At 34.4% G+C, this 24,253-nt stretch carries 19 protein-coding genes and 1 pseudogene; 15 read left to right on the top strand and 5 right to left on the bottom strand.

Features of this window, described 5'->3' with window-relative positions:
• Positions 1-230 precede the first annotated feature (230 nt).
• The 6 genes and pseudogenes from A9C19_RS21165 to ricA all read left to right on the top strand — a co-directional run bounded on the left by A9C19_RS21165 (position 231) and on the right by ricA (position 7,427).
• Positions 231-1,257: pseudogene (locus A9C19_RS21165) on the top strand (IS1595 family transposase).
• Positions 1,258-1,285: 28 nt separating this feature from the next.
• Positions 1,286-1,750 carry a hypothetical protein gene (locus tag A9C19_RS10870; protein WP_072579965.1) on the top strand — a complete coding sequence of 155 codons (465 nt, stop codon included), beginning with the start codon at positions 1,286-1,288 and terminating at the stop codon, positions 1,748-1,750.
• 477 nt (positions 1,751-2,227) lie between these two features.
• On the top strand, positions 2,228-3,004 hold the full coding sequence (locus A9C19_RS10865; RefSeq protein ID WP_072579964.1) for a CPBP family intramembrane glutamic endopeptidase: 777 nt from the start codon (positions 2,228-2,230) through the stop codon (positions 3,002-3,004).
• A 120-nt stretch (positions 3,005-3,124) separates the two neighbouring features.
• Positions 3,125-5,287, top strand: coding sequence for a DNA topoisomerase III (locus A9C19_RS10860; RefSeq protein WP_072579963.1), 2,163 nt, complete (start codon positions 3,125-3,127; stop codon positions 5,285-5,287).
• A gap of 177 nt (positions 5,288-5,464) precedes the next feature.
• Positions 5,465-6,991, top strand: coding sequence for a tRNA (N6-isopentenyl adenosine(37)-C2)-methylthiotransferase MiaB (gene miaB, locus A9C19_RS10855; RefSeq protein WP_072579962.1), 1,527 nt, complete (start codon positions 5,465-5,467; stop codon positions 6,989-6,991).
• A 1-nt stretch (position 6,992) separates the two neighbouring features.
• Entirely contained in the window at positions 6,993-7,427 is a 435-nt protein-coding gene (gene ricA, locus A9C19_RS10850; protein WP_072579961.1) for a regulatory iron-sulfur-containing complex subunit RicA, read from the top strand.
• A 977-nt stretch (positions 7,428-8,404) separates the two neighbouring features.
• Here ricA and A9C19_RS22565 read toward each other — a convergent pair.
• Complete coding sequence (locus A9C19_RS22565; protein WP_338022823.1) at positions 8,405-8,899, bottom strand: cation:proton antiporter domain-containing protein; 495 nt, start codon at positions 8,897-8,899, stop codon at positions 8,405-8,407.
• A gap of 336 nt (positions 8,900-9,235) precedes the next feature.
• Between A9C19_RS22565 and cotE the strand changes: the two genes are divergently transcribed.
• A complete protein-coding gene (cotE, locus tag A9C19_RS10835; RefSeq protein ID WP_072579959.1) occupies positions 9,236-9,778 on the top strand; it encodes an outer spore coat protein CotE in 543 nt (180 codons plus the stop codon).
• A 469-nt stretch (positions 9,779-10,247) separates the two neighbouring features.
• Here the strand turns inward: cotE and A9C19_RS10830 are convergent, their stop codons facing one another.
• A complete protein-coding gene (locus A9C19_RS10830; protein WP_072579958.1) occupies positions 10,248-11,993 on the bottom strand; it encodes an ABC transporter ATP-binding protein in 1,746 nt (581 codons plus the stop codon).
• Positions 11,968-12,744, bottom strand: a complete 777-nt coding sequence (locus tag A9C19_RS10825; RefSeq protein ID WP_072579957.1) for a MerR family transcriptional regulator — start codon at positions 12,742-12,744, stop codon at positions 11,968-11,970. The genes A9C19_RS10830 and A9C19_RS10825 overlap by 26 nt, the downstream gene beginning before the upstream one ends.
• Before the next feature lie 382 nt (positions 12,745-13,126).
• On the opposite strand from A9C19_RS10825, the gene mutS reads away from it, so the two are divergent.
• The 7 genes from mutS to A9C19_RS10790 all read left to right on the top strand — a co-directional run bounded on the left by mutS (position 13,127) and on the right by A9C19_RS10790 (position 21,763).
• Complete coding sequence (gene mutS / locus A9C19_RS10820; protein ID WP_072579956.1) at positions 13,127-15,724, top strand: DNA mismatch repair protein MutS; 2,598 nt, start codon at positions 13,127-13,129, stop codon at positions 15,722-15,724.
• 27 nt (positions 15,725-15,751) lie between these two features.
• A complete protein-coding gene (gene mutL, locus A9C19_RS10815; protein ID WP_072579955.1) occupies positions 15,752-17,677 on the top strand; it encodes a DNA mismatch repair endonuclease MutL in 1,926 nt (641 codons plus the stop codon).
• A 130-nt stretch (positions 17,678-17,807) separates the two neighbouring features.
• Positions 17,808-18,173 carry a Na-translocating system protein MpsC family protein gene (locus A9C19_RS10810; RefSeq protein ID WP_072579954.1) on the top strand — a complete coding sequence of 122 codons (366 nt, stop codon included), beginning with the start codon at positions 17,808-17,810 and terminating at the stop codon, positions 18,171-18,173.
• 155 nt (positions 18,174-18,328) lie between these two features.
• Positions 18,329-19,267: a tRNA (adenosine(37)-N6)-dimethylallyltransferase MiaA gene (gene miaA, locus A9C19_RS10805; RefSeq protein ID WP_072579953.1), complete on the top strand. Its 939-nt coding sequence runs from the start codon at positions 18,329-18,331 to the stop codon at positions 19,265-19,267.
• Positions 19,268-19,306: 39 nt separating this feature from the next.
• Positions 19,307-19,528, top strand: a complete 222-nt coding sequence (gene hfq, locus A9C19_RS10800) for an RNA chaperone Hfq (protein WP_072579952.1) — start codon at positions 19,307-19,309, stop codon at positions 19,526-19,528.
• 669 nt (positions 19,529-20,197) lie between these two features.
• Positions 20,198-21,190 (top strand): stage V sporulation protein K, encoded by a 993-nt coding sequence (gene spoVK / locus A9C19_RS10795; RefSeq protein WP_072579951.1) that lies wholly within the window; start codon positions 20,198-20,200, stop codon positions 21,188-21,190.
• A 243-nt stretch (positions 21,191-21,433) separates the two neighbouring features.
• Positions 21,434-21,763, top strand: a complete 330-nt coding sequence (locus A9C19_RS10790) for a hypothetical protein (RefSeq protein ID WP_072579950.1) — start codon at positions 21,434-21,436, stop codon at positions 21,761-21,763.
• A 204-nt stretch (positions 21,764-21,967) separates the two neighbouring features.
• Here A9C19_RS10790 and A9C19_RS22010 read toward each other — a convergent pair whose 3' ends face one another.
• Positions 21,968-22,321, bottom strand: coding sequence for a phage holin (locus A9C19_RS22010; RefSeq protein ID WP_072579949.1), 354 nt, complete (start codon positions 22,319-22,321; stop codon positions 21,968-21,970).
• Positions 22,322-22,613: 292 nt separating this feature from the next.
• Between A9C19_RS22010 and A9C19_RS10780 the strand changes: the two genes are divergently transcribed.
• Positions 22,614-22,952, top strand: a complete 339-nt coding sequence (locus A9C19_RS10780; RefSeq protein ID WP_072579948.1) for a hypothetical protein — start codon at positions 22,614-22,616, stop codon at positions 22,950-22,952.
• Between the two features lie 89 nt (positions 22,953-23,041).
• Here the strand turns inward: A9C19_RS10780 and A9C19_RS10775 are convergent, their stop codons facing one another.
• Positions 23,042-23,683, bottom strand: coding sequence for a trimeric intracellular cation channel family protein (locus tag A9C19_RS10775; protein WP_072579947.1), 642 nt, complete (start codon positions 23,681-23,683; stop codon positions 23,042-23,044).
• Positions 23,684-24,253 lie beyond the last annotated feature (570 nt).

The raw sequence follows: 24,253 nt of genomic DNA, 5'->3' as shown, positions 1-24,253 counted from the left end.
GCTATTTATTGTGTGTTAATTGTATTGTTAATTCACTTGCTATTCAAGTTGCGAAAACGTATGTTTTTGGGGCAGTGATTTTAAGTTTTCTCCACGTTATCTGAACTACTTAACTTCTGTCCTAGCCTCTTTTTTAATTTAGGCTCTGTTAAAGGTAAATGTTGATATTTGATACCTCCCCTAAAACTTAGTATAATTAGGTAAGAACAAACATTCGGGAGGTGACAAGGTTGAGCAAAGCATTCAGCAATCTATTAAGATACATAGATAAACTACCACTTACACAAAAAGAACAAGTGTATCAATGGGTTAAACGCTACGTTCAGCCTTCTTCCTCTGTCGGTGGTCGCCTAATCAATGAAATGCGAGAAACTCGTTTCAAAGAGGGTTTTGAATGTCCTCACTGTTCATCAGAACATATTGTTCGTTTCGGAAAATACAATGGTCGCCAACGCTATCGTTGTAAATGCTGTAATAAGACGTTTACAGATACAACTAATACTGTCTTATATCGTACTCGCAAAGGAGACGAATGGATTACATTTGTTGATTGTATGTTCAAAGGCTATTCCCTACGAAAATCTGCGGAAATTATAGGGGTTACTTGGGTTACTCTTTCTTATTGGAGACACAAACTGTTAAGTGCATTGAAACAATGGATTTTGAGCAATTTGAAGGTATCGTTGAAATTGACGAGACCTATTTCCTATACTCTGAAAAAGGTAAACGTGGTATTTCTGAACGTAAACCTCGAAAGCGTGGAGGGAAGTCTAAACTTAGAGGTATAAGCCACGAACAGGTTTGTGTTCTTGTTGCCAGAGACCGAACAAAAGCACTGTATCCAAATTCGCTTGTATGGGTCGTGTTGTGAAAACTAAAGTTGATAATATGATTGGTTCTAAACTTTCATCTAATAACGTACTCGTTACTGATGCGTGGAGAGCGTATAAAACGTATGCGAAAGAAAAAGGAATAGAGCATTATCGCATTAAATCAAACGATGGGAAGCACGTTATAAAGGGCTTGTACCACATTCAAAACGTAAGTGGTCTACACTCACGAATGAAACAGTGGATAGACCGTTTTAAAGGTGTGGCTACAAAGTATCTTGACAACTATCTTGCATGGTTCTTGTTTGTAGCTAGTCGAAGTAATGAAAGCACGAAACAAAATATTAAGGAATTTCTATTATCATCATTTGTATTTGAGATGATCGATACTTATGATAGTTTACGTTTATCAAGATTCAGTATTTGATGGTTCTTTAGCTGTTAGGAGGTATATTTTGAAAAAACTTCGTGGAAAGAAAAGATACTTCCGCAATCTGTGGGAGGAAGTTAATACTTGTAACTTAAAACTCGATAATGATTCATGGTTTGATTTTTGGCATACCCACCTTGATTTTTTTGGAGTTGGGGAAAATAACTTGAAAATAAGAAGAGAGCATATCAAAGCTCATGTAGCTTTATACAATAGGTTACTAAAGCAACTTGAAGGATTTGAAAAGCCATACCAAACATGGATTTGTATTCACGAACAAGACCCTATTTCAGACGCAGTATATGTTCATACACCAAATCCAAACGATAACTACTTCCCACATAAGATTGAAGAGTTAGAGTGGAATTGTAAGCTACCTAATACTTTTAAGGATTTAATTGACCTTCATAAATTTGATGTTGCTTATTATAAATCAGAGTATGAAGAAATCTATTTTATTCAATCAAAAGAACAAGGTATTAGATTGTAAAGGTCGGCTAATAAAAGTGGCAAGGAAACCTGGTTTTAAAGGGTTTCCTTAATTTTAACTAATTATCAACGTTAAAATTTAACAGAGCCTTAATCTAAAGGCTGATTTCGCAAAATCTATGTAAATTGTTGATTTACACTACAGATTGGCAGCCAAACTCAGGGGGAAATGGACGACTTTTTACTAAGTGAAACTCACCCCCATTCTTCTAAAAGTGGGCAGTGATACTCCTTAGCCTCCGGTTTCTGAACATTACATAGCTCCTGCATGAGTTTTGAACCTTTCGCTCAAATAACTTAAATTATATATAACAATCTCTTAGAAAGTAGCCCATTTAAAATATAGGAATTATTTTATGTGGTTAAAATGTAAAGCTCTAGATTTCTCACGCTTTTTAAACGTAAACTTTCTCGTTATTGTATGAGCATGGTATAATCTGGGTAAAATTGCTATTTTATTAGGGGAGGAGAAGTAAGGATGAATGCTCAAAAAGCTAAAATAAAGCCTATGGGGTTAGGGAGATCAGTTATATTTTTCGGTATACCTGGTCTTATCTTATACAGTTTCATTTATTACGGAGTTCCATATATGAATTCAATCAATGTCCCTTTAATTGTTAGTTTCCCACTTGCCCTTTATGGTTTTTTAGGAATGTTGTTTTTCGCCTCTTTAATCGGATATAAATTAGAAGGGAATCCAAACACATTAGAAGGACTGAAGAAACGCTTCCGTCTTCAAAGAATGAACTGGAAAATGTGGCTAATGGCATTGGGCACGTTTATTCTTATCTCTTTACTGGAGGGTCTTTTATCATTCACAAGCATCATTTTAGCCTCTATTTCTATCTTTTCACCACCTTCTATTTTACCTACCTTTATCGACCCGTTTATTGAGTTAACGTTTCCTTTCAAAGAATTCATGGGTACACCTTTATTTGGAAACTGGTGGATTATATGTCTATGGTTTATTTGCTTACTATGTAATATACTTGGTGAAGAGTTTTGGTGGCGGGGATATATTTTACCTAGACAAGAATTAGTGTTTGGGGATAAGGCTTGGATCGTAAACGGATTTTTATGGCTCTTTTTATTTCATGCATTCTTGAAATGGAATTATATTGTTCTAATGCCAACTTGCTTTATTATTCCCTACCTTGCTCAAAAAAAGAAAAGTACCTGGTTAGCAGTTGTTATTCATGGAATAGGGAATGCTATGTTTTTTATATTTATCATACCGGGAGTTTTTTCTGTTTAGCAGAATATAGACAAAACACTATGAGTAAAATAAAATTTTCTCTATTTTTCTTATGAGGAAAAATAAAGTAAACTACTAGTAGATGATTACTAAGATTACTAGATTTAGGTGATTATAAAAATGAAAGTAATAATAGCTGAAAAACCGGATCAAGCTTCAACCTTATGTGCTCAATTTCAAAGGGTTAAGAAGGACGGCTATTTTGAAATTAAACCAAATGAGCTATTTCCAGAAGGGGCTTTTTGTACGTGGGCCATCGGTCACTTAACGGAACTAAGCTCTCCTGAAACATATCATCCTGAATGGAAAAAATGGTCGCTTCAATCGCTTCCTATTATTCCTGAAAGGTTTCAATATGAAGTAACGAAAACTAAAGCAAAACAATTTAATATTGTGAGTAAATTGTTACAACATCCGAACGTTAATGAGATTATACACGCCGGAGATGCTGGGCGTGAGGGAGAATTGATTATACGAAATATCATTACTTTAGCGAGAGTGAAAAAACCTTTAAAAAGACTGTGGATCTCTTCATTAACTCCTGCTTCAATCATAGAGGGATTTAAAAACTTATTAGATGATGAGAAAACAAAAAACCTTTATTATGAGGCGTATTCTCGGGCATGTGCCGATTGGTTAGTCGGAATGAATGCTTCAAGAGTTTATTCTCTCTTATTAAAAGAGAAGGGAATGAATGATGTTTTTTCTGCTGGAAGGGTACAAACTCCTACTCTTGCTTTAATAGTAAAGCGTGAAAAAGAAATCGATCAATTTAAACCAGAACCGTTCTGGGAAGTAATTGCAACGTTTAACTTCGACGGGAAAAAGTACAAAGGGAAATGGCAAAATAAGCAACAAACACGTGTTATGGACCATCAGCTTGCAAATAAAATTGCTGCTTTTTGTGAAAATAAACCGGCTGAAATTAAAGAGTTAACAACAGAAAGAAAAGAGTATCAGCCACCTTTGTTGTTTAATTTATCTTCTTTACAAGCTACAGCAAATAAAGCATTTAAGTTCTCTCCAAAGAAAACATTAGATATTGTCCAATCACTTTATCAAAAAGGTATTGTATCCTATCCTCGTAGTGACTCTACCTATGTCACAAAAGGAGAAGCAGAGCAGTTTCCTGATATTTTAAATAAACTAAGTCAATTCGATGAGTATAAAGATTTCTATCCATTGCCAAATACTTCATTACTTCATAATTCTAGGTACGTAAATGAAAAAAAAGTGACAGATCACTATGCTATTATCCCGACAGATCAAGTGAAAGATCCAAAGAGGCTATCTGGAGATGAGCATAAGATTTATGACATGATTATACGAAGATTAATTGCGGCTCATTATGAAAAAGCGATTTTCGATTATTCAACTCTTATTACGCTAGTAGATGCTCGTGCAGAGTTTGTAACGAAAGGAAAACAACAAATTCAAGAAGGTTGGCGTAAGGTTATTTTTGATAATGATAAAGAAAAAGATGAATTACTCCCTACGGTTCAACAAAATGACAAAGGTGTTGTCGCAAAGGTTGAGACAAAAGAGAGTAAAACTCAACCACCTAAACGGTATACAGAAGGTCAATTAATCACTTTAATGAAAACTGCTGGGAAGTATCTTGATAATGATGAGCTTGAGAAAATTTTAAGTAAGGTTGAAGGTTTAGGGACAGAGGCTACACGAGCAGGTATTATCACGATGCTAAAGGACCGGAAATATATCGATATTAAGAAAAACCAAGTATATGCTACTGATAAAGGTAAAGTTTTAATTGAAGCAATTGGTGAACAAATTTTAGCATCACCTAGTATGACGGCTAAATGGGAACAACGGCTTTCTGAAATTGGAGATGGCCAAGCTTCACCGAGTGTTTTTATGGAGCAAACGAAAAAGCTTTCTGCCAAAATAGTAAGCGACGCAATATCTATTTCAAGTACATGGAATTTTGAAGGACTTGATATTGAGTCTATCCAACGAAAACCCTCTTCTCGCTACACAATAGGGAAGAAGGTTGGTAAATGCAAATTATGTGATGGTGATGTAGTAGATAAAGGCGAGTTTTACGGGTGTGCAAATTACAAAAAAACTAATTGTCGCTTTACTTTTTCTAAAAAAATCCTTGGTAAAAAAATTTCACAAGCAAATATTCAAAAGATATTAAATGGCGAGCCTTCTAATCTTATTAAAGGGTTTAAAAAGGGTGAAAAGACATTTGATGCAAAATTAGGTTGGGATAATGGGAAAATTCAATTTCTTTTTGAGACTTCTGGTACCAAAAACTAGATTCGCAATTTAAGTGAAAAACGTGTAAAATTTTAATGGGGATGAAATTATCGATTGTTTAAAAGGTAAGGAAAAGTTATACTTTTAAGTTGTATGTTTCTATAAATACAGACTATCTAAGAAAAATTTTGAAAGCTTTATTTTTAAAGAGGGTTGTTTGAAAGGAGAAAGAACTTAATGAATGAACAGCAACGTAAGGAAAGTACACAAGTAAATCCATCGGACAAAAAATCCGAAAAGGACTACAGTCAGTACTTTCAAACAGTGTACATGCCACCTTCGTTAAAAGATGCGAAAAAACGTGGGAAAGAAGAAGTAAAATATGATGGCTTCGCAATCCCTGAACAATTTAGAGGAATGGGACAAGACAAAAAGTTCTATATCCGAACGTACGGCTGTCAAATGAATGAGCATGATACAGAAGTGATGGCAGGTATCTTCATGGCACTGGGATACGAACCAACGAATGGAGTCGAAGATGCTGATGTCATTCTTCTGAATACATGTGCAATACGAGAAAATGCAGAAAATAAAGTTTTTGGTGAACTTGGCCACTTAAAAACATTAAAAAAACAAAGGCCAGGCTTATTATTAGGTGTATGTGGATGTATGTCTCAAGAAGAATCAGTAGTAAATCGAATTTTGAAGGTCCATCCATTTGTTGATATGATTTTTGGAACCCATAATATTCACCGATTGCCACATATCTTAAATGAAGCATATATGTCAAAAGAAATGGTTGTTGAGGTATGGTCTAAAGAGGGAGATGTAATTGAAAACCTCCCAAAACAACGTAAAGGAAATATTAAAGCATGGGTTAACATTATGTATGGCTGTGATAAATTCTGCACGTATTGCATTGTTCCTTATACTAGAGGAAAAGAACGTAGTCGTCGACCTGAAGAAATTGTACAAGAGGTTCGTCATCTTGCAGCACAAGGCTATAAAGAGATTACTCTGCTCGGCCAAAATGTAAATGCATATGGTAAGGATTTTGAAGACATGGAATATGGTCTAGGAGATTTAATGGAGGAGATCCATAAAATTGATATTCCACGTATTCGCTTTACTACAAGCCACCCACGTGACTTTGATGATCATTTAATTGAAGTATTAGCTAAGGGTGGGAACTTATTGGATCATATTCATCTACCAGTTCAATCTGGTAGCACAGATGTTTTAAAAATCATGGCACGTAAATATTCACGTGAGAGCTATCTTGAACTAGTTCGTAAAATTAAAGAAGCTATGCCGAACGCTTCCTTAACAACCGATATTATTGTTGGTTTCCCTAATGAGACAGATGAGCAATTCGAAGAAACTATGTCATTGTATCGTGAGGTTGAATTCGATAGTGCATATACTTTCATTTACTCACCTCGTGAGGGTACTCCTGCTGCTAAAATGGAGGATAATGTACCAATGGAAGTGAAAAAAGAACGCTTGCAGAGATTGAATGCTCTCGTTAATGAAACTTCTGCAAAAAAATTAAAAGAATATGAAGGCAAAGTTGTTGATGTTCTTGTTGAAGGGGAAAGTAAAAATAATCCTGAAGTTTTAGCAGGGTACACAGAAAAGAGTAAATTAGTAAACTTCAGAGCACCCAAAACAGCAATTGGTCAAATTGTAAAAGTGAAAATTACAAAAGCAAAAACATGGACATTGGATGGAGAAATGATAGAAGAAACGGTTGAGGTGAATTAAGATGACATTATATTCAAAAGACGAAATTGTATCAAAAGCAAAAGAATTAGCTCAAATGATTTCAGAGTCAAATGAAGTTGATTTCTTCAAACGAGCTGAAGCACAAATTAACGATAACCAAAAGGTACGTGAAATGATTGCTAGTATTAAAAGTCTTCAAAAACAAGCTGTGAATTTCCAACACTACGGAAAACACGAAGCCTTGAAACAAACAGAAGAGAAAATTGAAAAAATTCAAAATGAATTGGATGAAATTCCGATTATACAGGAATTCCAAGAATCTCAAATTGAAGTAAATGACTTATTACAATTGGTTTCACATACCATTTCTAATAAAGTGACAAATGAAATCATTTCTTCTACTGGTGGGGATCTATTAGCAGGAGAAACTGGTTCAAAAGTACGCAACTCATATGGTGGAAGCTGTTCTCAATGAATAAATAAGTGATGAAATGGGGGCTGGGAATTAAGCATTTCAACCAATGATAATCCCCGCTCTATTAGGTCATTTTTTAATGAATTCTATGTCTAATTGTTCTGGCCTTTAGTTGATTTTAGTAGGTGTTTTGTTTGTGATTACTATGAATAATAACTAGTGCAATGAAGCGGAACCCCTTTGACTTCTGCGGGAAGTGAGGAAGGCTGACACTCCAAAGACAATGCTTAGGGGCTCAAGCTTCCTCCTTGGAAAAAAGCACTTCATATTTCCCCGCAAAAAGCAAATGGATGCAACGCAATGGAACGATTTTGTACTTTCTATTTCATTTATTAAAAAAGTAACGCTGGGTCCGAAGATGATGCTTTGTCTTTCAGAATCATTTATTAGTTATGCAGTAGCCCCTTAATATCATCACTTGCTTTTTTGTAAGACCCCAAGTTTTTTGTACTAGGGGTTTAAATGGATAATCCTTGTAAAAGTAAAGAAAACAAGACTACACTAAAAGTAAGGATTAAAACAGTGTCTATACCCTCAAAGTCAGCGGAAAGACTTAGGGCTAAAGCTATTGAAAGACTTTCTTTAACTCCTACCCAATTAATGATGATTTTTTCATTATTTGAGAGTTCTTTTAGAAATGAAGTACTTGTTTAAACGGCGATCGTACGAGCAATCAAGACACTAATAATGGCTAGGACAATCATTCCCCATCTTTGACTAAAGTCAAAATTTCTTATTTCCAGACCAATCATTAGAAAAATGAGTGAATTTGCTATTTAAGTAATACTATTCCAAAACGTGTGTGTTAATATTTGTTTTTTTTTGTTCTGACATTCCTATCTTCGTTCCGAAGCTACCAAAGAAAAGTAAAATCGAAAAGTTTACCTCTAAAAGATAATCCTCATAATCCCATATCTAAATAAGATAACAAATAGACTGTAGAGATTTGAAATAACACGACAGTATTCCATCATCCACTAAAGATTTCCTTCAATTGTGATGGCTGGTTTCTTTGACACCCCTAAAGATAAAAATTTAAAAATTGAGAGTACCCTTATTGGATCAGTTGCACTCATCAATGCTGCAAATGTAAAAGCTACAACAAGTGGCAAACCGAGGAAGAAATATGAACTTAACCCAATTATCATAAATGATAAAAGAGTACCTAAGAAAGCTAAGGCTAACACAGGTTTTCTTTGTTGATTCAAAAGTTCAAACGGAAGCTTTAGTGTAGAGTCTCCTAAGAGGATCGGAAGAAAAAGAGAAATGGTGATTGCTTGAAAGACAGTAGACTGCGTAATAAAAATCTCCGCTTCTTCAATAAAATGAACATCTGTTAATCCTAAAATTATTACAACTAGTACTAACGCTATTGAATACGGTTGTTTGTACAGATTCGATAATGGAATCACGGTATATGAAATCGCTAATAAGATAAGTATTTGAATGAAATTTTCATTAAATACGTGCATATCTGCCTTCGTAATCTCATAGATTTTCTTGTACAGATGTGAAAATCATCATTTACATGTTTCATTCCCTTTTATTAATAAAAAAAACTTCATTGAACTATCTCTTCATTATTGGGAAATTAGAAAAGTAACACGATAAAGTTAGGCTTTCACCATTTCATAGGAACATGCACCTTTTTTGTTTTTTAGGCACATATTTTCTAACAGCAGCATACAATGAACTATACAGTTTCATGAATTGGCTAAACATGTCATTCATTTATCTCATTCTTTTGCACATATGTTACTAGCCTAGCATAGGATTAAATGAAGATTCATTGAGGAGGGTATGCTCGAATGTCTGAATACAGAGAGATTATTACAAAAGCAGTTGTTGCGAAAGGACGCAAGTTTTCACAATGTACACATACGATTTCACCATCGCAAAAACCTGCGAGCATTTTAGGTGGTTGGATTATTAACCATAATTATGATGCTCACAAAAGTGGTAAAACAGTTGAAGTAGAAGGTACTTACGATATTAACGTTTGGTATTCTTACAATGAAAATACGAAAACAGAGGTTGTAACTGAACGTGTATCATATGTAGACGTCATCAAGCTAAGATATAAGGATGAACATATTATTGATGATGATCATGAAGTAATCTGTAAAGCGCTTCAACAGCCTAATTGTCTAGAAGTTACGATTTCACCTAACGGTAATAAAATTATCGTGCAAGCAGAGCGTGAACATCTTGCAGAAGTAATTGGGGAAACAAAAGTTTGTGTTCATGTCCATCCAGACGGTTGTGATGATGATGAGGATTGGGAAGAAGAATTAGATGATGAATTTGAAGATTTAAATCCTGAATTTTTAGTCGGGGATGTTGAAGAATAACTAGGAGAGTACTCTCCTAGTTTTTTTAATTTATTATCAAGTCAGCTTTCGCATAATTGATCTTACCTGAAAATCTCAAGTGCCGGATTTTCGCTTAGGTACAAGGTCTTTCTCTCTAGAAAGAGAATAGTTCTTTTTTTTACTTACCTTGGGTTTACGTTTGAATATTGACTTATGTAAGAAAAAAGCCATTCTTAATAAGAAAAACTCTAGGATAGGTCTAGGGATCTAAAAAGCTTTGAGTAGGGTAATAAATAACTCCTTAAGTTTAAGGTTTTGTCAGTAACAAAGGCTTTCAGGCCTAAAGGAAGAGGCTGGGACAACACAAAGAGCCAGGCACCCTCCGATACAAACTATTGTGTGCACTAGATAAATCAGTGCGTACATATAGTCGTTACGATATGGTGCCAGGCACTTTTGTCCCAGCCTCTTAACTTTGAGAAAGGTGTAAGAATGGAGAGTATTGGCTTTAATTAGTGTCAATTGTCAATTGTTGAGTTGCAAGTTCGTGATATAAAGAGTGGTTTTTAATTAGTTGTTCATGAGTTCCTTGTCCGGTGATTGTACCGTTTTCAAGTACAATAATTTGGTCAGCTCCAATTACAGTAGATAGACGGTGAGCGATGACTAATGTTGTACGACCAACCATTAAATGTACAAGTGCTTTCTGAACTAGTTTCTCTGACTGACTATCTAAATTCGAAGTTGCCTCATCAAGAAGAAGGATTTTAGGATCTCGAATTAAAGCTCTTGCGATGGCTATTCTTTGTCTTTGTCCTCCTGATAGCTTAATTCCTCTCTCACCAACCTCTGTAAGAAGTCCATCTGGTAATTGAGAAATGAAATCCATTGCATTTGCTTGAATACAAGCCTGGTTCACTTCCTCTATTGAAACTTGATCTTTAAGCCCATACGTAATATTATCAAAAATTGTGCCTGACATAATGGGGCTTTCCTGAGAGACGTAGCCAATTTGTTCTCTCCAAGAACCTAAATTAAATTCACGGATATTTTTATCGCCAAGATAAATAGTTCCTTCAGTACATAAGTAAAATTGTTCAATTAATGAAAATAGAGTGGTTTTACCGCTACCACTGGGGCCAACAAACGCTGTGGTTTTTCCAGAAGGTATTGAGAAACGAATACTTCTTATCACTTTCTCCTGATGGTAGGCAAAAGAAACGTTATCAAAATAGATATCCTCTGTTGTATTAATAATCATTTCATTATTAATGGATTTTTCAGTCGATAAAGATAAGATTTCTTGTATTCTTTCTGTTGACCCCATTGCTTTTTGAAATGCTGTAAAGGAGGTGGCCATTTGACTAAAGGGAATGATGATCTGAAACATATATATGATAATAGCTACCAGTGAACCTGCGGAAAGCTCACCCGAAGCAACTCGTACCCCTCCATAACCAATTAATAGTATGAGAACTAACATCATAATAAATGTCATGAAAGGAGAAATGATAGCTTGAACTTTTGCTTCTTTTAGACCAAATTGAAACAGTAGTTTGATATTGTTTTTCCCCTTCTTATCTTCAATTCTTTCTGCATGGTAGGCTTTTACAAGTCGGATTTCTGACAGGACTCTTCCTAAATTCCCTGAAAAGCTAGCCATTTCGTCTTGCATAGACTTAGAAATGGTATAGATCATTTTTCCTAATGGAATGAAAATTGCAATAGATACTAAAACAGCGAGTAACATAATGATCGTCATCATCCAATCAATCATGGTAAGAATGATAATAGCGACAATGATTGATATCAAGCCACTAAAAAATGTAATAATATGCTGTGTGACTAAGACCTTTACATTGTTAGTGTCCTGAGTAATTCTACTCATTATTACTCCAGATTCATGCTTATCGAAGTAAGGAACAGGTAGACAGAGGACGTGTGTCCATAATCTTTCCCTAATTGAAGATACAATTTTCTCTCCGATAAAACTCATTAAATAATAAGAAAATCCAGCAGATACCATTTGAATAAAAAATGAAATTGCTAGCAAAATAATTATCATGTACTCTATTTCTGAATGGGCGAGCTGATCGACTAGCGATCTTGTTAATAGGGGAAGGATTAATCCCGAAGCTGTTTCAATAATGCTTAAAAAAACAGCCAGGAAGATAATAAGCTTACTAGGTTTTGCTCTTTTTAATAGATCTAAAAAGGATTTTAGATTTTCATTTTTTACCGGTGAATGATCCATTCTGTTTTACTCCTTTCTTTTTTAAATAAATGTCAAACGCCTCCGAAACCCAAGTTTCCTCCTCTTTTGAAAAAGGCGATGGAAATAACCAAGGGTCTTCTTCCACTTCATCGGGTATTTCTTTGACTAATTCTGACAACTCCATTCCGGTCACTTCCTCAGTAAGTTGTACATATTTAGTGATAAGATTCTGGACCTCATCACTTTGAGGATTTACCCGATAAAACCTTTTAAATTCTGTTGTCAATTCTAAAAAAGCCTTCTCAATGTCTTTTTGTTTTTTATCACTGTGACTAAACATTTTGGTTACTTGTTCTTCTTTAAATATGGTTTGAAACCAGTTTTTTTGTGCCTCTTCATTTTGTAAAGTGTGGATTAACGTGACAAAGATAGAAGAATTTATTTCTTTGTTATCTTTCATAAGATAAATGGCATGATCAAGTGTTGTGATCATCTTTTCAATTTGTGCTTTTTTCTCTTTCATTTGTTTCAGCTGTTCCTCTAATGAAAGCTTTAAATCCCAATTCTGTGTACGTATCAATTTTTTTATATCTTCAAGTGAAAAACCTAAGAATTTAAGGGATATAATTTTCTGTAATGTTATTAGAGCTTCCTCACTGTAAAATCTTCGCCCTTTTTCATTAACAAATGTCGGTGTGAGAATTCCTACCTCATCATAATAATGAAGAGTTCGAATAGTAGTCATAGTCATTTTAGAAAATTCACCAATTGAATATAAATGAGGATCCATATTTACTCCTTTCAAACTTCTTTTATTTAATTCTATCTTAGCTCCTAACGTAACGTTAGATGCAACTGTTTTTTTAAGGATCTTTACTTAAATTCTTTACTATGATGGAATTTAAGTAAAAAAAGCTTACCACTGTTAAATGGTGTGATTGCAATTCGTTGTTATATTAATTGAGCTTACAGTCTCCCTATGAACAAATGTAGAAAATATTTACCTATACAAAAAAGGCTATGAAAAGGTGTTTTACCTAGAATTTTTTCCTCCCTCATTTTCGAAGAATACCTATGTTTCCCTCTTGCAAATAACACAAGAAATTGTCGATGTATGTTATAATAAACTGTGAATTTTATAGAACGTAGATAGGTAATATTGGAGGATAAATATGGTAGCATATACGCCCATGATACAGCAATATTTAAAGATTAAGGCAAATTATCAAGATGCCTTTTTATTTTTTCGTTTAGGTGATTTTTATGAAATGTTTTTTGAAGATGCAGTAAATGCATCTCAAGAGCTTGAGATAACTTTAACTAGTAGAGATGGTGGTGGGCAAGAACGCATACCAATGTGCGGAGTACCTTATCATTCTGCTCCTAACTATATTGAACAGCTAGTTACGAAAGGCTATAAGGTTGCAATCTGTGAGCAGACTGAGGATCCAAAGCAAGCTAAAGGTGTAGTGAAAAGAGAAGTAGTGCAACTAATTACACCTGGTACCGTTATGGAAGGGAAGGGTCTTCAAGATAAAGAAAATAACTATATTGCTTCAATTACAGATTTTGATGCACAATATGGACTTACCTTATGTGATTTGACGACTGGTGAAAACTTAACAGCATTATGTAGTAGTTTTGACGAATTGTTAAGTGAATTATATTCAGTTGGCGCTAAGGAAGTGGTCATTTCAAGTGACTTTCCAGAAGGCTTAAAGAAACAAATCGTGGATAGGTGTGGAGCTACTCTTTCTTATCAGACAGAATTGACCAATGATGAGAGTCATGCACATCTTTTAAAGCATCTTCATGATGAACGTCTTACTAAAACGTTCACTCGGTTAATTACTTATATTCAGAGGACTCAGAAAAGAAGTCTCGATCATTTACAGCCCGTAAAGGTTTATTATTTATCCGATACAATGAAAATCGACCTCTTTTCAAAACGCAATTTAGAGCTTACTGAAACGATACGTTCAAAGGGGAAGAAAGGATCGTTATTATGGCTCCTGGATGAAACAAAAACAGCAATGGGTGGTCGATTATTAAAGCAATGGGTAGATAAGCCCTTAGTTGATCGTTCAATGATTGAAGCAAGGCTTGCGATGGTTGAAACTTTTATAGCAAATTACTTTGAACGAGAGGATTTACGTGAGCTTCTTAAAGAAGTTTACGATTTAGAACGCCTTTCTGGAAGGGTTGCCTTCGGGAATGTTAATGCAAGAGACTTAATGCAATTGAAAAAATCGTTAATGCAAGTTCCTCAAATTGATGCTTTATGTAAGTCATTGGAGAAACAATCGGAGCTATTAACAAAGCTAGATCCTTGTGAAGAGCTTACAAATTTATTAGAAGAATCAATTATAGAACATCCACCGCTTTCTATTAAAGATGGAAACATCATTAAAGACGGATATAATACTCAGTTAGATCAATATCGTGATGCTAGTAGAAATGGGAAAACGTGGATTGCACAATTAGAGCAGCAAGAACGCCAAAAAACAGGAATTAAGTCCTTGAAAATTGGATACAACAAAATTTTTGGTTATTTTATTGAGGTAACAAGGGCAAATCTTCATCTTCTGCAAGAAGGTACCTATGAGCGAAAGCAAACATTATCAAATGCCGAGCGTTTTATTACACCTGAATTAAAAGAAAAAGAAACACTTATTTTAGAAGCAGAAGAAAAAATAGTTGAGCTCGAATACCAGCTTTTTGTAGAAATCCGTGAAAAGGTAAAAGAATATATCCCTAGGTTACAAAACCTAGCAAAGCAATTAAGCCAGTTGGATGTTCTGCAATGCTTTGCAACAGTAAGTGAAACTAGACATTATTGTAAACCTGAATTCTCTACTAAGAATGCTTTACACATAATGGATGGGAGACATCCTGTTGTGGAAAAAGTCATGGATTCACAGGAATATGTAGCCAATCATTGCACATTCGGTGAAAACCGATCGATGCTCCTCATTACAGGGCCAAATATGTCTGGTAAAAGTACGTATATGAGACAAATTGCATTAACAGCAATCCTAGCTCAAATTGGTTGTTATGTACCTGCCTCGAAAGCCGTACTTCCTATTTTTGATCAGATTTTCACACGAATTGGTGCAGCAGATGATTTAATCTCTGGACAGAGTACATTTATGGTTGAAATGCTTGAAGCGAAAAATGCAATTGCGAATGCAACGTCACAGAGTCTAATCTTATTTGATGAGATTGGAAGGGGGACGTCCACTTATGATGGAATGGCATTAGCTCAGGCCATTATTGAATATATACATGAATATATTGGGGCAAAGACTTTGTTTTCAACCCATTACCATGAATTAACGGTTCTAGAAAACGAATTAACCTCTTTACAAAATATACATGTAAAAGCTATAGAGGAAAATGGGCGAGTTGTCTTTCTACACAAAATTGAAGAAGGGGCAGCCGATAAAAGTTATGGGATCCATGTTGCGGAGCTAGCAGACTTACCTAGTCCATTGATCCAACGTGCAAAGGAAATCTTAACAAAGCTTGAGAAGGAAAAACAGCAAACGGATGAAGCCCATTCGCAACCAATTGTGAGAGAGGAAACGATAGGTGATTCACAGTTATCATTGTTTCCAGCTGAACGTACAAAAAAATCTACTACTACGAAACAAGTATCTAAGAAAGAACAGACTGTGATAGATTGGTTAAAAACACTCGATCTATTAGAGATGACTCCATTAGATGCAATGAATGAATTGTATCAGCTTCAGAGAAAAGTAAAATCATAAATGTATGAATAAAGGTGGTGAGTTCATGTGGGGAAAATTATTCGCCTCGATGACCAACTTTCCAATAAAATAGCTGCAGGTGAGGTAGTGGAAAGACCAGCTTCTGTTGTAAAGGAATTACTTGAAAATGCAATAGATGCAAATAGTACAGTAGTTGAAATAGATATTGAAGAAGCTGGCCTCGGGAAAATTAGGATTGTAGACAATGGAGATGGTATTGAGCAAGATGACTGCTTGAACGCTTTCCATCGTCATGCAACAAGTAAAATTAAGGATGAAAATGATCTTTTTAGAATCCGGACCTTGGGTTTTAGGGGAGAGGCATTACCAAGTATTGCCTCTGTATCCCTGTTAGATATGAAGACAAGCACTGGAGAGGGTGCTGGTTGTAATCTTATCCTGTCTGGTGGGAAAATCGAGAAACATGAAGCCACTAATAGCCGCAAAGGGACAGATATTACTGTCCGTAATTTGTTTTTTAATACACCAGCTCGTTTGAAATATATGAAAACAGTTCATACTGAGCTTGGAAACATAACGGATATTGTAAATAGGATTTCCTTAGCTCATCCGGAGGTTTCCATTCGTCTCATTCATAACGGAAAGAAACTTTTACACACAACTGGTAATGGAGATGTAAGACAAGTTCTAGCTGCCATTTATGGTATAGGAATTGCAAAAAAAATGAAGAAGCTAACTTTAGAATCTTTAGATTTTGAAGTGAATGGATATGTAGCTCTTCCAGAAATAACGAGAGCATCTAGGAACTATATATCTACTATTATTAATGGAAGATTTATTAAAAATTATTCGCTTGTGAAAGCTATTCAACAAGGCTATCACACATTGTTACCGATAGGACGTTTTCCGATTGTGTTTCTTGAGATAAAGATGGATCCCTTACTTGTAGATGTGAATGTACACCCCTCGAAGCTTGAAGTGAGATTGAGTAAGGAAGCGGAACTAAATGAATTAATAACAGAAGGGATTAGAAATGTTTTTAAACAAGAGCAGCTTATTCCGTCTGTAGAAACACCAAAACAAACAAAAATAAAAAACCAAGATGAGCAGCAGCAATTTACCTTTACACATGGATCTACTACTGAAGAATTCTCAACGCAACGAAAAGATATAATCTATCCTAGTGGGAATGTGGTGAAGGATGAGAAGTCATTACACGAACAGTCTCAAGCTAATGAAGAGCAACATTCTTACCCTCAATTTTTGGCTCAACCAATTGAACAAGAGATAGAACTAGAGCCGCTTGCTAAGCTAGAGAATTCAAATCTGCAACTTGAAAAAGAAGTTCAAGAGTTTTCAATAGATGATGATGGGATCAAAATTGAAGAAAATAATGAGACGATAAACGATCGAGTTCCACCTTTGTATCCTATTGGTCAAATGCATGGAACATATATTTTAGCTCAAAACGAACAAGGACTATTTATAATTGATCAGCATGCAGCACAAGAGCGGATTAAATATGAATTTTATCGTGAAAAGGTAGGAGAAATTCAATCAGAGGTGCAAGAGCTTTTAGTTCCTTTAACCTTTGACTATTCTAATGATGAAGTGATGATTATACAAGAGCATCTCCAAACGTTAGCTCAGGTAGGGATTTTTCTAGAACCATTTGGGCGTAATAGTTATATAGTAAGATCTCACCCTCAATGGTTCCCTAAAGGTGAAGAAGAAACAACGATTCAAGAAATTATTCAGCAAGTATTGGATGAAAAAAGAATCAATATTAAGAAACTAAGAGAAGAAGCGGCTATTATGATGAGCTGTAAAGCTTCTATTAAGGCAAATCATCATTTGCGGAACGATGAAATCTTTACTCTATTAGAAACCTTAAGGAAAAGCTCAGATCCTTTCACATGTCCACACGGTCGACCAATTATCGTCCATTATTCAACTTACGAGATGGAAAAGATGTTTAAAAGGGTAATGTAACATGCATTGACATGTATCAACACTATGAGTAGAGTAAGATGGTATAATCGGTATATTTCCCAAGTATATGTACAAGGGGAGTATACCGTTTTTAAATGTAATGAGCACGACTTTTATTTGGAGGAAAAAAATGAACAGATCAAAAGGTTCCATTGAAGCTGAGTTAAGCAAGGCAATTACTCAATGGGAAAAGGATTTTTTAGGTAGAGGATCATTATCGGTTAAATCTGATCTTTTACGAGATATGATTATTGTGAATTTACGAGGAGTATTAACCCCAGCAGAATATGTTGTGTCAGAGTCAAAAGAAGGGATGTACTCAATTAAAAGGATGAGAACAGAGCTTGTAGAATCAGGTGTAGACGATTTGAAAAATATCGTTAATTCCATCACGGGACAAGAGGTCATAAGTTTTCATACAGATATAAGTACTAAATCAGGTGAACGTGTGATGGTTTTTAAATTAGGTTCAAATTATGAAAAGATTTTTTTGTAAATAAATCATAATAAGATTATGTAAACTAAATAGATTAAGTATAAAACAAATGTTTACAAATTCATGAAAAAGGTTACAATAAAATGGTGTTCACATCTTTCATAGGGTAAGATGATGAACGAAGAATTTTAATTGTTTTGAGAGAGTGGTTTTTATTGGAGAGAAAGAAGCTAGTCGTCATCATTGGCCCAACGGCTGTTGGGAAAACAAAGCTAAGCATTGATTTAGCAAAACGTTTGAATGGAGAAATTATTAGTGGTGACTCCATGCAAATTTACAAGGGAATGGACATTGGTACAGCAAAAATCACAAAAGATGAAATGGAGGATATCCCCCATCACCTTATTGATATAAAGGAAGCAGATGAGGAATACTCTGTCGCTGAATTCCAAACAACTTGTCGCCCATTAATAGATAAGATTACAAGTCACCACAAGATGCCGTTGATAGTAGGCGGGACAGGTCTTTATATTCAATCCGTTATTTATGATTATCAATTTACAGATACTCCTTCAAATCCCGTCATTCGTAATCAGCTTGAAAGGGAACTTGAAGTTAACGGTGAACACTATTTACATAATAAGCTGAAAGAAGTAGATCCTGAGGCTGCTATTAACATCCACCCAAATAATTCACGAAGAGTAATTAGAGCTCTTGAAATATACTATACAACCAACAAAACAATGTCTGAATACATAAATAACCAAGAAAAGACCCTTCTATATGATGTTGTTCTAATAGGTCTTACTATGGACCGCGAAGTTTTATACGAACGAATAAATTATCGTGTGGATGTTATGATGGAACAGGGATTGCTTCTTGAGGCGAAAAAGCTTTACGATTCTGGACTCCAAAACAGTCAAGCTGCAAAAGCTATAGGATATAAAGAATTATTTGATTACTTCGCAGGAAAGTCAAGCCTTGAAGTAGCCATTGAGCAGTTGAAACAAAATTCTAGACGCTATGCAAAAAGACAACTTACATGGTTTCGCAACAAAATGGATGTAAACTGGTATGATATGACTCCACCTTTATCATATGAAGAAAAGGTAGATGAAATTTTCACTTACATAGCAGGAAAGCTGAAACTTTAAGCGAATAAAAAAGGTATAGAGAAAAGAGGAGGACGAAACATGAAAACAATTAATATTCAAGATCAGTTCCTAAATCAGCTGCGTAAGGATGGCACATTTGTTACAGTATTCTTACTTAATGGCTTCCAATTAAGAGGTCTTGTAAAAGGCTTTGACAATTTTACCGTTCTTTTAGAAACTGAAGGAAAGCAGCAATTAATTTATAAGCATGCTATTTCAACATTTTCACCACAAAAAAACATTCAATTAGAACTTGAATAAAGACGCTAAAAGAGTTGATGAGCTTTTCATCAACTCTTTTTTATTATCATCTTCTCGTTATAAGCTGTTGTTTTCAAACAAATTCCGTTTGCCTGCTTTCCCACGGCTAGAAGGTTATTTACTCTAAAAAAAGGAAGTACACAATTCTTCCTTGCTTACCAGCAATATAACCCGAAAGTGCGTCCAAGACATTTGTACCTCATATAAACAAATAATAAGAAGAGAGCCTTTATTGAATGTGAAATTCTTAGATTAATTGTGCAGGTTGGTTTTAAAATAAAATTAATCGAATATAAATAAAGGAATGAATATTTCTTGGGAAAGCGCAAGATCTTACAGCATTCCTGTGTTTTCGCAACTTTAACAGATAGTAAAATGGATGATCATTATTGACATTCTTCTTTTTATTAAAGGCTCTTTTCTTACACTTTGTTTCTATTTAGTATTCATTTTAAAGAATATAGTCTTCAATCATAGCTAATATGGTTAGTAAGAAAGAAAAGAGCTGCTTTCTCTTTACAAAGAGAAGAACCTTGTACCTAGGGGGAAATCCTACATATGGGATTTTTTAGGGGATAAACATTTTATGCGAAAACAGCCTTATTAAATGACCTTCAACACAAGCGGGTGTAAGATGCATAATAAGGTACGATTGTGAGGTGTACATCTTTGGAACATGATCGAGCAGTCACATATAAAACGAATGGTCAAATCAATATTATTTTAAATAATCAAGAAAAAGAAAAAAAGCCTGTTAGCTCTACTACATTTGATGTGAAGATTCCAAGAGCAGAAATGAAGCATACGATTTTAAGGGAAATAGAAGATGAAATGAGTGCTCTTGTAGGAATGAATGATATGAAAAAAATGATAAAAGAAATATATGCTTGGATCTTCATCAATAAAAAACGAGAGGAACAAGGGCTAAAAGCTGGAAAACAAGCATTGCATATGATGTTTAAGGGAAACCCTGGTACTGGTAAAACGACTGTAGCAAGATTAATAGGTAAGTTGTTCTACCAAATGAATGTTTTATCAAAGGGCCACTTAATTGAAGCAGAGCGTGCGGATCTAGTTGGAGAATATATTGGTCATACAGCACAAAAAACAAGAGATCTTGTAAAAAAAGCATTAGGTGGAATTTTATTTATTGATGAAGCGTACTCATTAGCGAGAGGTGGAGAGAAGGATTTCGGAAAAGAAGCAATCGATACATTAGTAAAGCACATGGAAGATAAGCAACATGATTTTGTTCTCATATTAGCTGGTTATCCAAAGGAGATGGATAACTTTCTTTCATTAAATCCAGGCTTACTTTCCAGATTTCCACTAGTAGTAGATTTTCCAGATTACTCAGTTGATGACTTGATGGAAATTTCTAATCGAATGATAGCTGAAAGGGAATATCAATTTGATCCAGATGCAAAGCATAAACTGAAATCACATTTAATGGATGTAAAGTCAAACATACATCCAGCAAAATTTAGTAATGGTCGTTATGTAAGAAATATAATTGAGAAAACAATACGAGCACAAGCCATGAGATTACTTCTTGGTGATACATTCCACAGAGATGATCTATTAACAATAAAAAGTCAGGATTTAGTTTTGGAAGAGGAGAAAAACGTTGAAAAATCAATGAAAACATCTTTTAAAGACTGACATTAGATCCGTAAGCAAAGGGTAAATTTTGGACGTTGTTTTGTTGTCAAGTTGTCTACGTCAAGTACAACTTTGGAGAATGATAAGATAGATGTACTACGGCATTTTAGCTTATGTATAAAATTGTGTATACTTTTGATTTTGTTTAATACTTCCATTTTTGATTTATTTTTACTAATAGCCGTTCTTTTTTTGATTCATCCATCATACTTCATATATCAGATTTGAATTTTGGAGGTTATGATGAAAGCGAAAGTATGGGCTCTATTTATTTTAAGCATTCTCCTTCTTTTCCTTATTAATATGATTGCGAAACCATTTGGAAGCGATAAACAGGTTATAGATGATGAAGAAGGTCAGGATTTCACAACATTCACATATGTTATTACAAAGGTTGAGGGTTCAGATTATTATGGAAGTTCTTTAGATGGTAAAACTAAGATTCATTTTAATAGTAATGAAATGAGTTTTCCTTTAACAGAAAAAATAAGGGAGAACGATAAAATCGTTGCCTATGTACAGTCTGAAAATCACGTGGAAGGTTTTGTGAAGGTGAAAAAAATAAATGAGTAACCAGGGACTATTTCTCAACAATTAATAGTAGGTAGGACATATTTATTTTAGTAAAAGTAAACCCGAACTATTAGGAGATATTTTAATGAATATCTTCCTTAATAGTTCGGGTCTTTAGTTTATTTTACAATTCTTTGTTATACATGTAATCATTTCTTCCTATAAACATGTTTAACTTTGTCTCCTATCAAATTTTGATATACTTTATTTTTCATATGGTGCATATTTTCTATCGGGACCAGCCTGTTCTTGTTCTGGTTGTGCGGTCATTTCTTGAGTTGAATTCATTATCTGATTATTTACTGTAGAACCAGATTCTATTTGCTGTGTTGGCATGGAGTTGTTAGTTGAGCTTGAATTTTGTATAGTCTTCTGCTTGAAAAAACCTCTTCCATCCTCGGGATTTGAAATAATCCCCAATGTAACTAAAATCCCTAATATGGAAGAAACATAGGTTTCCCATTTTGTTAAATCAATTTGTAAACCCAAATCATTTATTAGCATGTATAGAACAGAGGCAATTGCCACCCATAACCCATAATTTTTCCATCTCACCATTACTCACTCCTCTTACTACTACTCTCATATTAATATATAGTTTATTCTATAATGAATAATCGGTGAAAGCTCATGAACTAAGAATATCTCAAAATAGACGTTTTTACTTTATATAGGGGAGTACAACCCTTTTACAATCATTTTTGGAATAAGCTTTTTTTATGAAAGTAATCGATATTCGGCATGATATTCCTTTATTCTAATCGAAAAAATCTATATAAATCATTGGTGATAACGCTTTCATTTGTGATTAATCGGTGCTACACTTATTGTATAAGAGGGAGTGATCAAAATGAGTGATAACAAACTATTTATTGAAGAGTTAAAGTATCTCGTAGAAAATGATTTATCACTTACTGAATTTAATCTCAATCAATTACAAGAAAGATTCAATAAAAGTCCACTATTCATATCAAATCTTTATCAGCTGATATCCAATAATAAACTTTTCTTACCGTTTTTTCAAAATATAGAGAGTGCAGTGTACGATTGTCTAATTCATGAAGAGATGAACAATGATAAAACGTATTACGGTGCAACCCTACACGTCGCAGAATTATTTGATACAACACAAACCTATATAAAATGTAAAGTAAATCATTTATATAAAGAAAATAAAAAAGCTGGATAAATTAGAGGGAGTGTTGGTTTATTCACGAATAAAAAGACTTGAAAGTTATTCCATTTTCAAGTCTTTTTTCTGTTAATCAAAGTAAGGTGTTAATTAGAAAGTGTTTTTTCTTCCCTTTTAACAGAATCAGAATGTAATAAACTTCTATTGGGTAGTTTCCACTTAAAGGTGTAAGAAAATACTCTTAATAAGACAATCCCGACGAAGAGAATATAAAGCCCTAATGCACTTGTAATTAGCTGAAATCCAATTAATAATCCAGCTAATATAGCCCAAAATGCATATATTTCAGAACGTAAGACGAGTGGTTTCCTCCCTGCCAAAACATCACGAACAATTCCGCCACCACTTCCGGTTAACACCGCTGCTACAACAACTGCGCTTATCGGATGATTCATTTCTACAGCATACAAGGCTCCTTGAATGGCAAAGGCAGATAAGCCAATTGCGTCTGTAAAGTTACCCCATTTATGCCAATGTCTTAATAATCTGTATGGAAAAAGAAATACAATTGTCATGGCAAAAAGAGCTACCTGAAAAAGTAAACCTTGTTCCCATAAAGCTGAAACTGGTACTCCAATAAGAAGGTTTCTAATTGCTCCACCTCCAAAAGCCGTGACAATTCCTAATATATAAACTCCTAAAATATCATATTCTTCTTCCATAGCTACAATTGCTCCACTAATTGCAAATGCAATTGTCCCAATGATACTTAGAACTTCCCAAGTCATGTACAAATCCCCCAAGTTTTCGTCAATTGATGTAACCGAATTGATTTTATAGCTCTACCTATAAAAGGTCAAGAAGAAATGAAGGTTTTTATTCTACTTTTTCTAACGGTTAGAAATTTTTTGCAAGTTTAAATTGAATAAGACCGAGTCTTATTTTATGAGTGTAGTGGATTGCTGCTATTCGCTACAGGTTGGCAGCAAAAGTAGGGGGAAATGAACCGATTTTTTTCCATGGAGAAAATTTAGAGCCATCTTACTAGAAGGAAGGTAATCTCGTTAAACTTATAAGCCTGCATGGGAGTCGTCATGTCAACAGCTATAGCTGCAACAAAAGCTTTTAGAAAGAGCTATTGTAAAAAGATAAAAAAGTATAAATATAGTGTTTTAAGCTAAGGATTCATGCATATGAGATTAATTTAATGAAAAGGAGTGAATAATCTTAGTAAGCCTTAATGTAGATTCATCCCCTAAAATGTGTAAAGCGTGATGTTTACTTCTAGGCTACCTCATAGATGATTATTACTATATTTTTATGGGGATTGAACGGATTCCATTTATTAAAGAACAATA

This window comes from Bacillus weihaiensis (genome assembly GCF_001889165.1).
In the GTDB taxonomy this organism is placed as follows: Bacteria; Bacillota; Bacilli; order Bacillales; family Bacillaceae; genus Metabacillus; species Metabacillus weihaiensis.
The sequence above is the reverse complement of the archived record's forward strand: the minus strand, read 5'-3'. Positions and strand labels throughout refer to the sequence as shown.

Excerpts from the sequence above, each read along its gene's own strand:
- A9C19_RS10865 (WP_072579964.1), top strand. The coding sequence starts at position 2,228 with ATGAATGCTCAAAAAGCTAAAATAAAGCCTATGGGGTTAGGGAGATCA.
- A9C19_RS10860 (WP_072579963.1), top strand. The coding sequence starts at position 3,125 with ATGAAAGTAATAATAGCTGAAAAACCGGATCAAGCTTCAACCTTATGT.
- miaB (WP_072579962.1), top strand. The coding sequence starts at position 5,465 with ATGAATGAACAGCAACGTAAGGAAAGTACACAAGTAAATCCATCGGAC.
- ricA (WP_072579961.1), top strand. The coding sequence starts at position 6,993 with ATGACATTATATTCAAAAGACGAAATTGTATCAAAAGCAAAAGAATTA.
- A9C19_RS22565 (WP_338022823.1), bottom strand. The coding sequence starts at position 8,899 with ATGCACGTATTTAATGAAAATTTCATTCAAATACTTATCTTATTAGCG.
- cotE (WP_072579959.1), top strand. The coding sequence starts at position 9,236 with ATGTCTGAATACAGAGAGATTATTACAAAAGCAGTTGTTGCGAAAGGA.
- A9C19_RS10830 (WP_072579958.1), bottom strand. The coding sequence starts at position 11,993 with ATGGATCATTCACCGGTAAAAAATGAAAATCTAAAATCCTTTTTAGAT.
- A9C19_RS10825 (WP_072579957.1), bottom strand. The coding sequence starts at position 12,744 with ATGGATCCTCATTTATATTCAATTGGTGAATTTTCTAAAATGACTATG.
- mutS (WP_072579956.1), top strand. The coding sequence starts at position 13,127 with ATGGTAGCATATACGCCCATGATACAGCAATATTTAAAGATTAAGGCA.
- A9C19_RS10810 (WP_072579954.1), top strand. The coding sequence starts at position 17,808 with ATGAACAGATCAAAAGGTTCCATTGAAGCTGAGTTAAGCAAGGCAATT.
- hfq (WP_072579952.1), top strand. The coding sequence starts at position 19,307 with ATGAAAACAATTAATATTCAAGATCAGTTCCTAAATCAGCTGCGTAAG.
- A9C19_RS10790 (WP_072579950.1), top strand. The coding sequence starts at position 21,434 with ATGAAAGCGAAAGTATGGGCTCTATTTATTTTAAGCATTCTCCTTCTT.
- A9C19_RS22010 (WP_072579949.1), bottom strand. The coding sequence starts at position 22,321 with ATGGTGAGATGGAAAAATTATGGGTTATGGGTGGCAATTGCCTCTGTT.
- A9C19_RS10780 (WP_072579948.1), top strand. The coding sequence starts at position 22,614 with ATGAGTGATAACAAACTATTTATTGAAGAGTTAAAGTATCTCGTAGAA.
- A9C19_RS10775 (WP_072579947.1), bottom strand. The coding sequence starts at position 23,683 with ATGACTTGGGAAGTTCTAAGTATCATTGGGACAATTGCATTTGCAATT.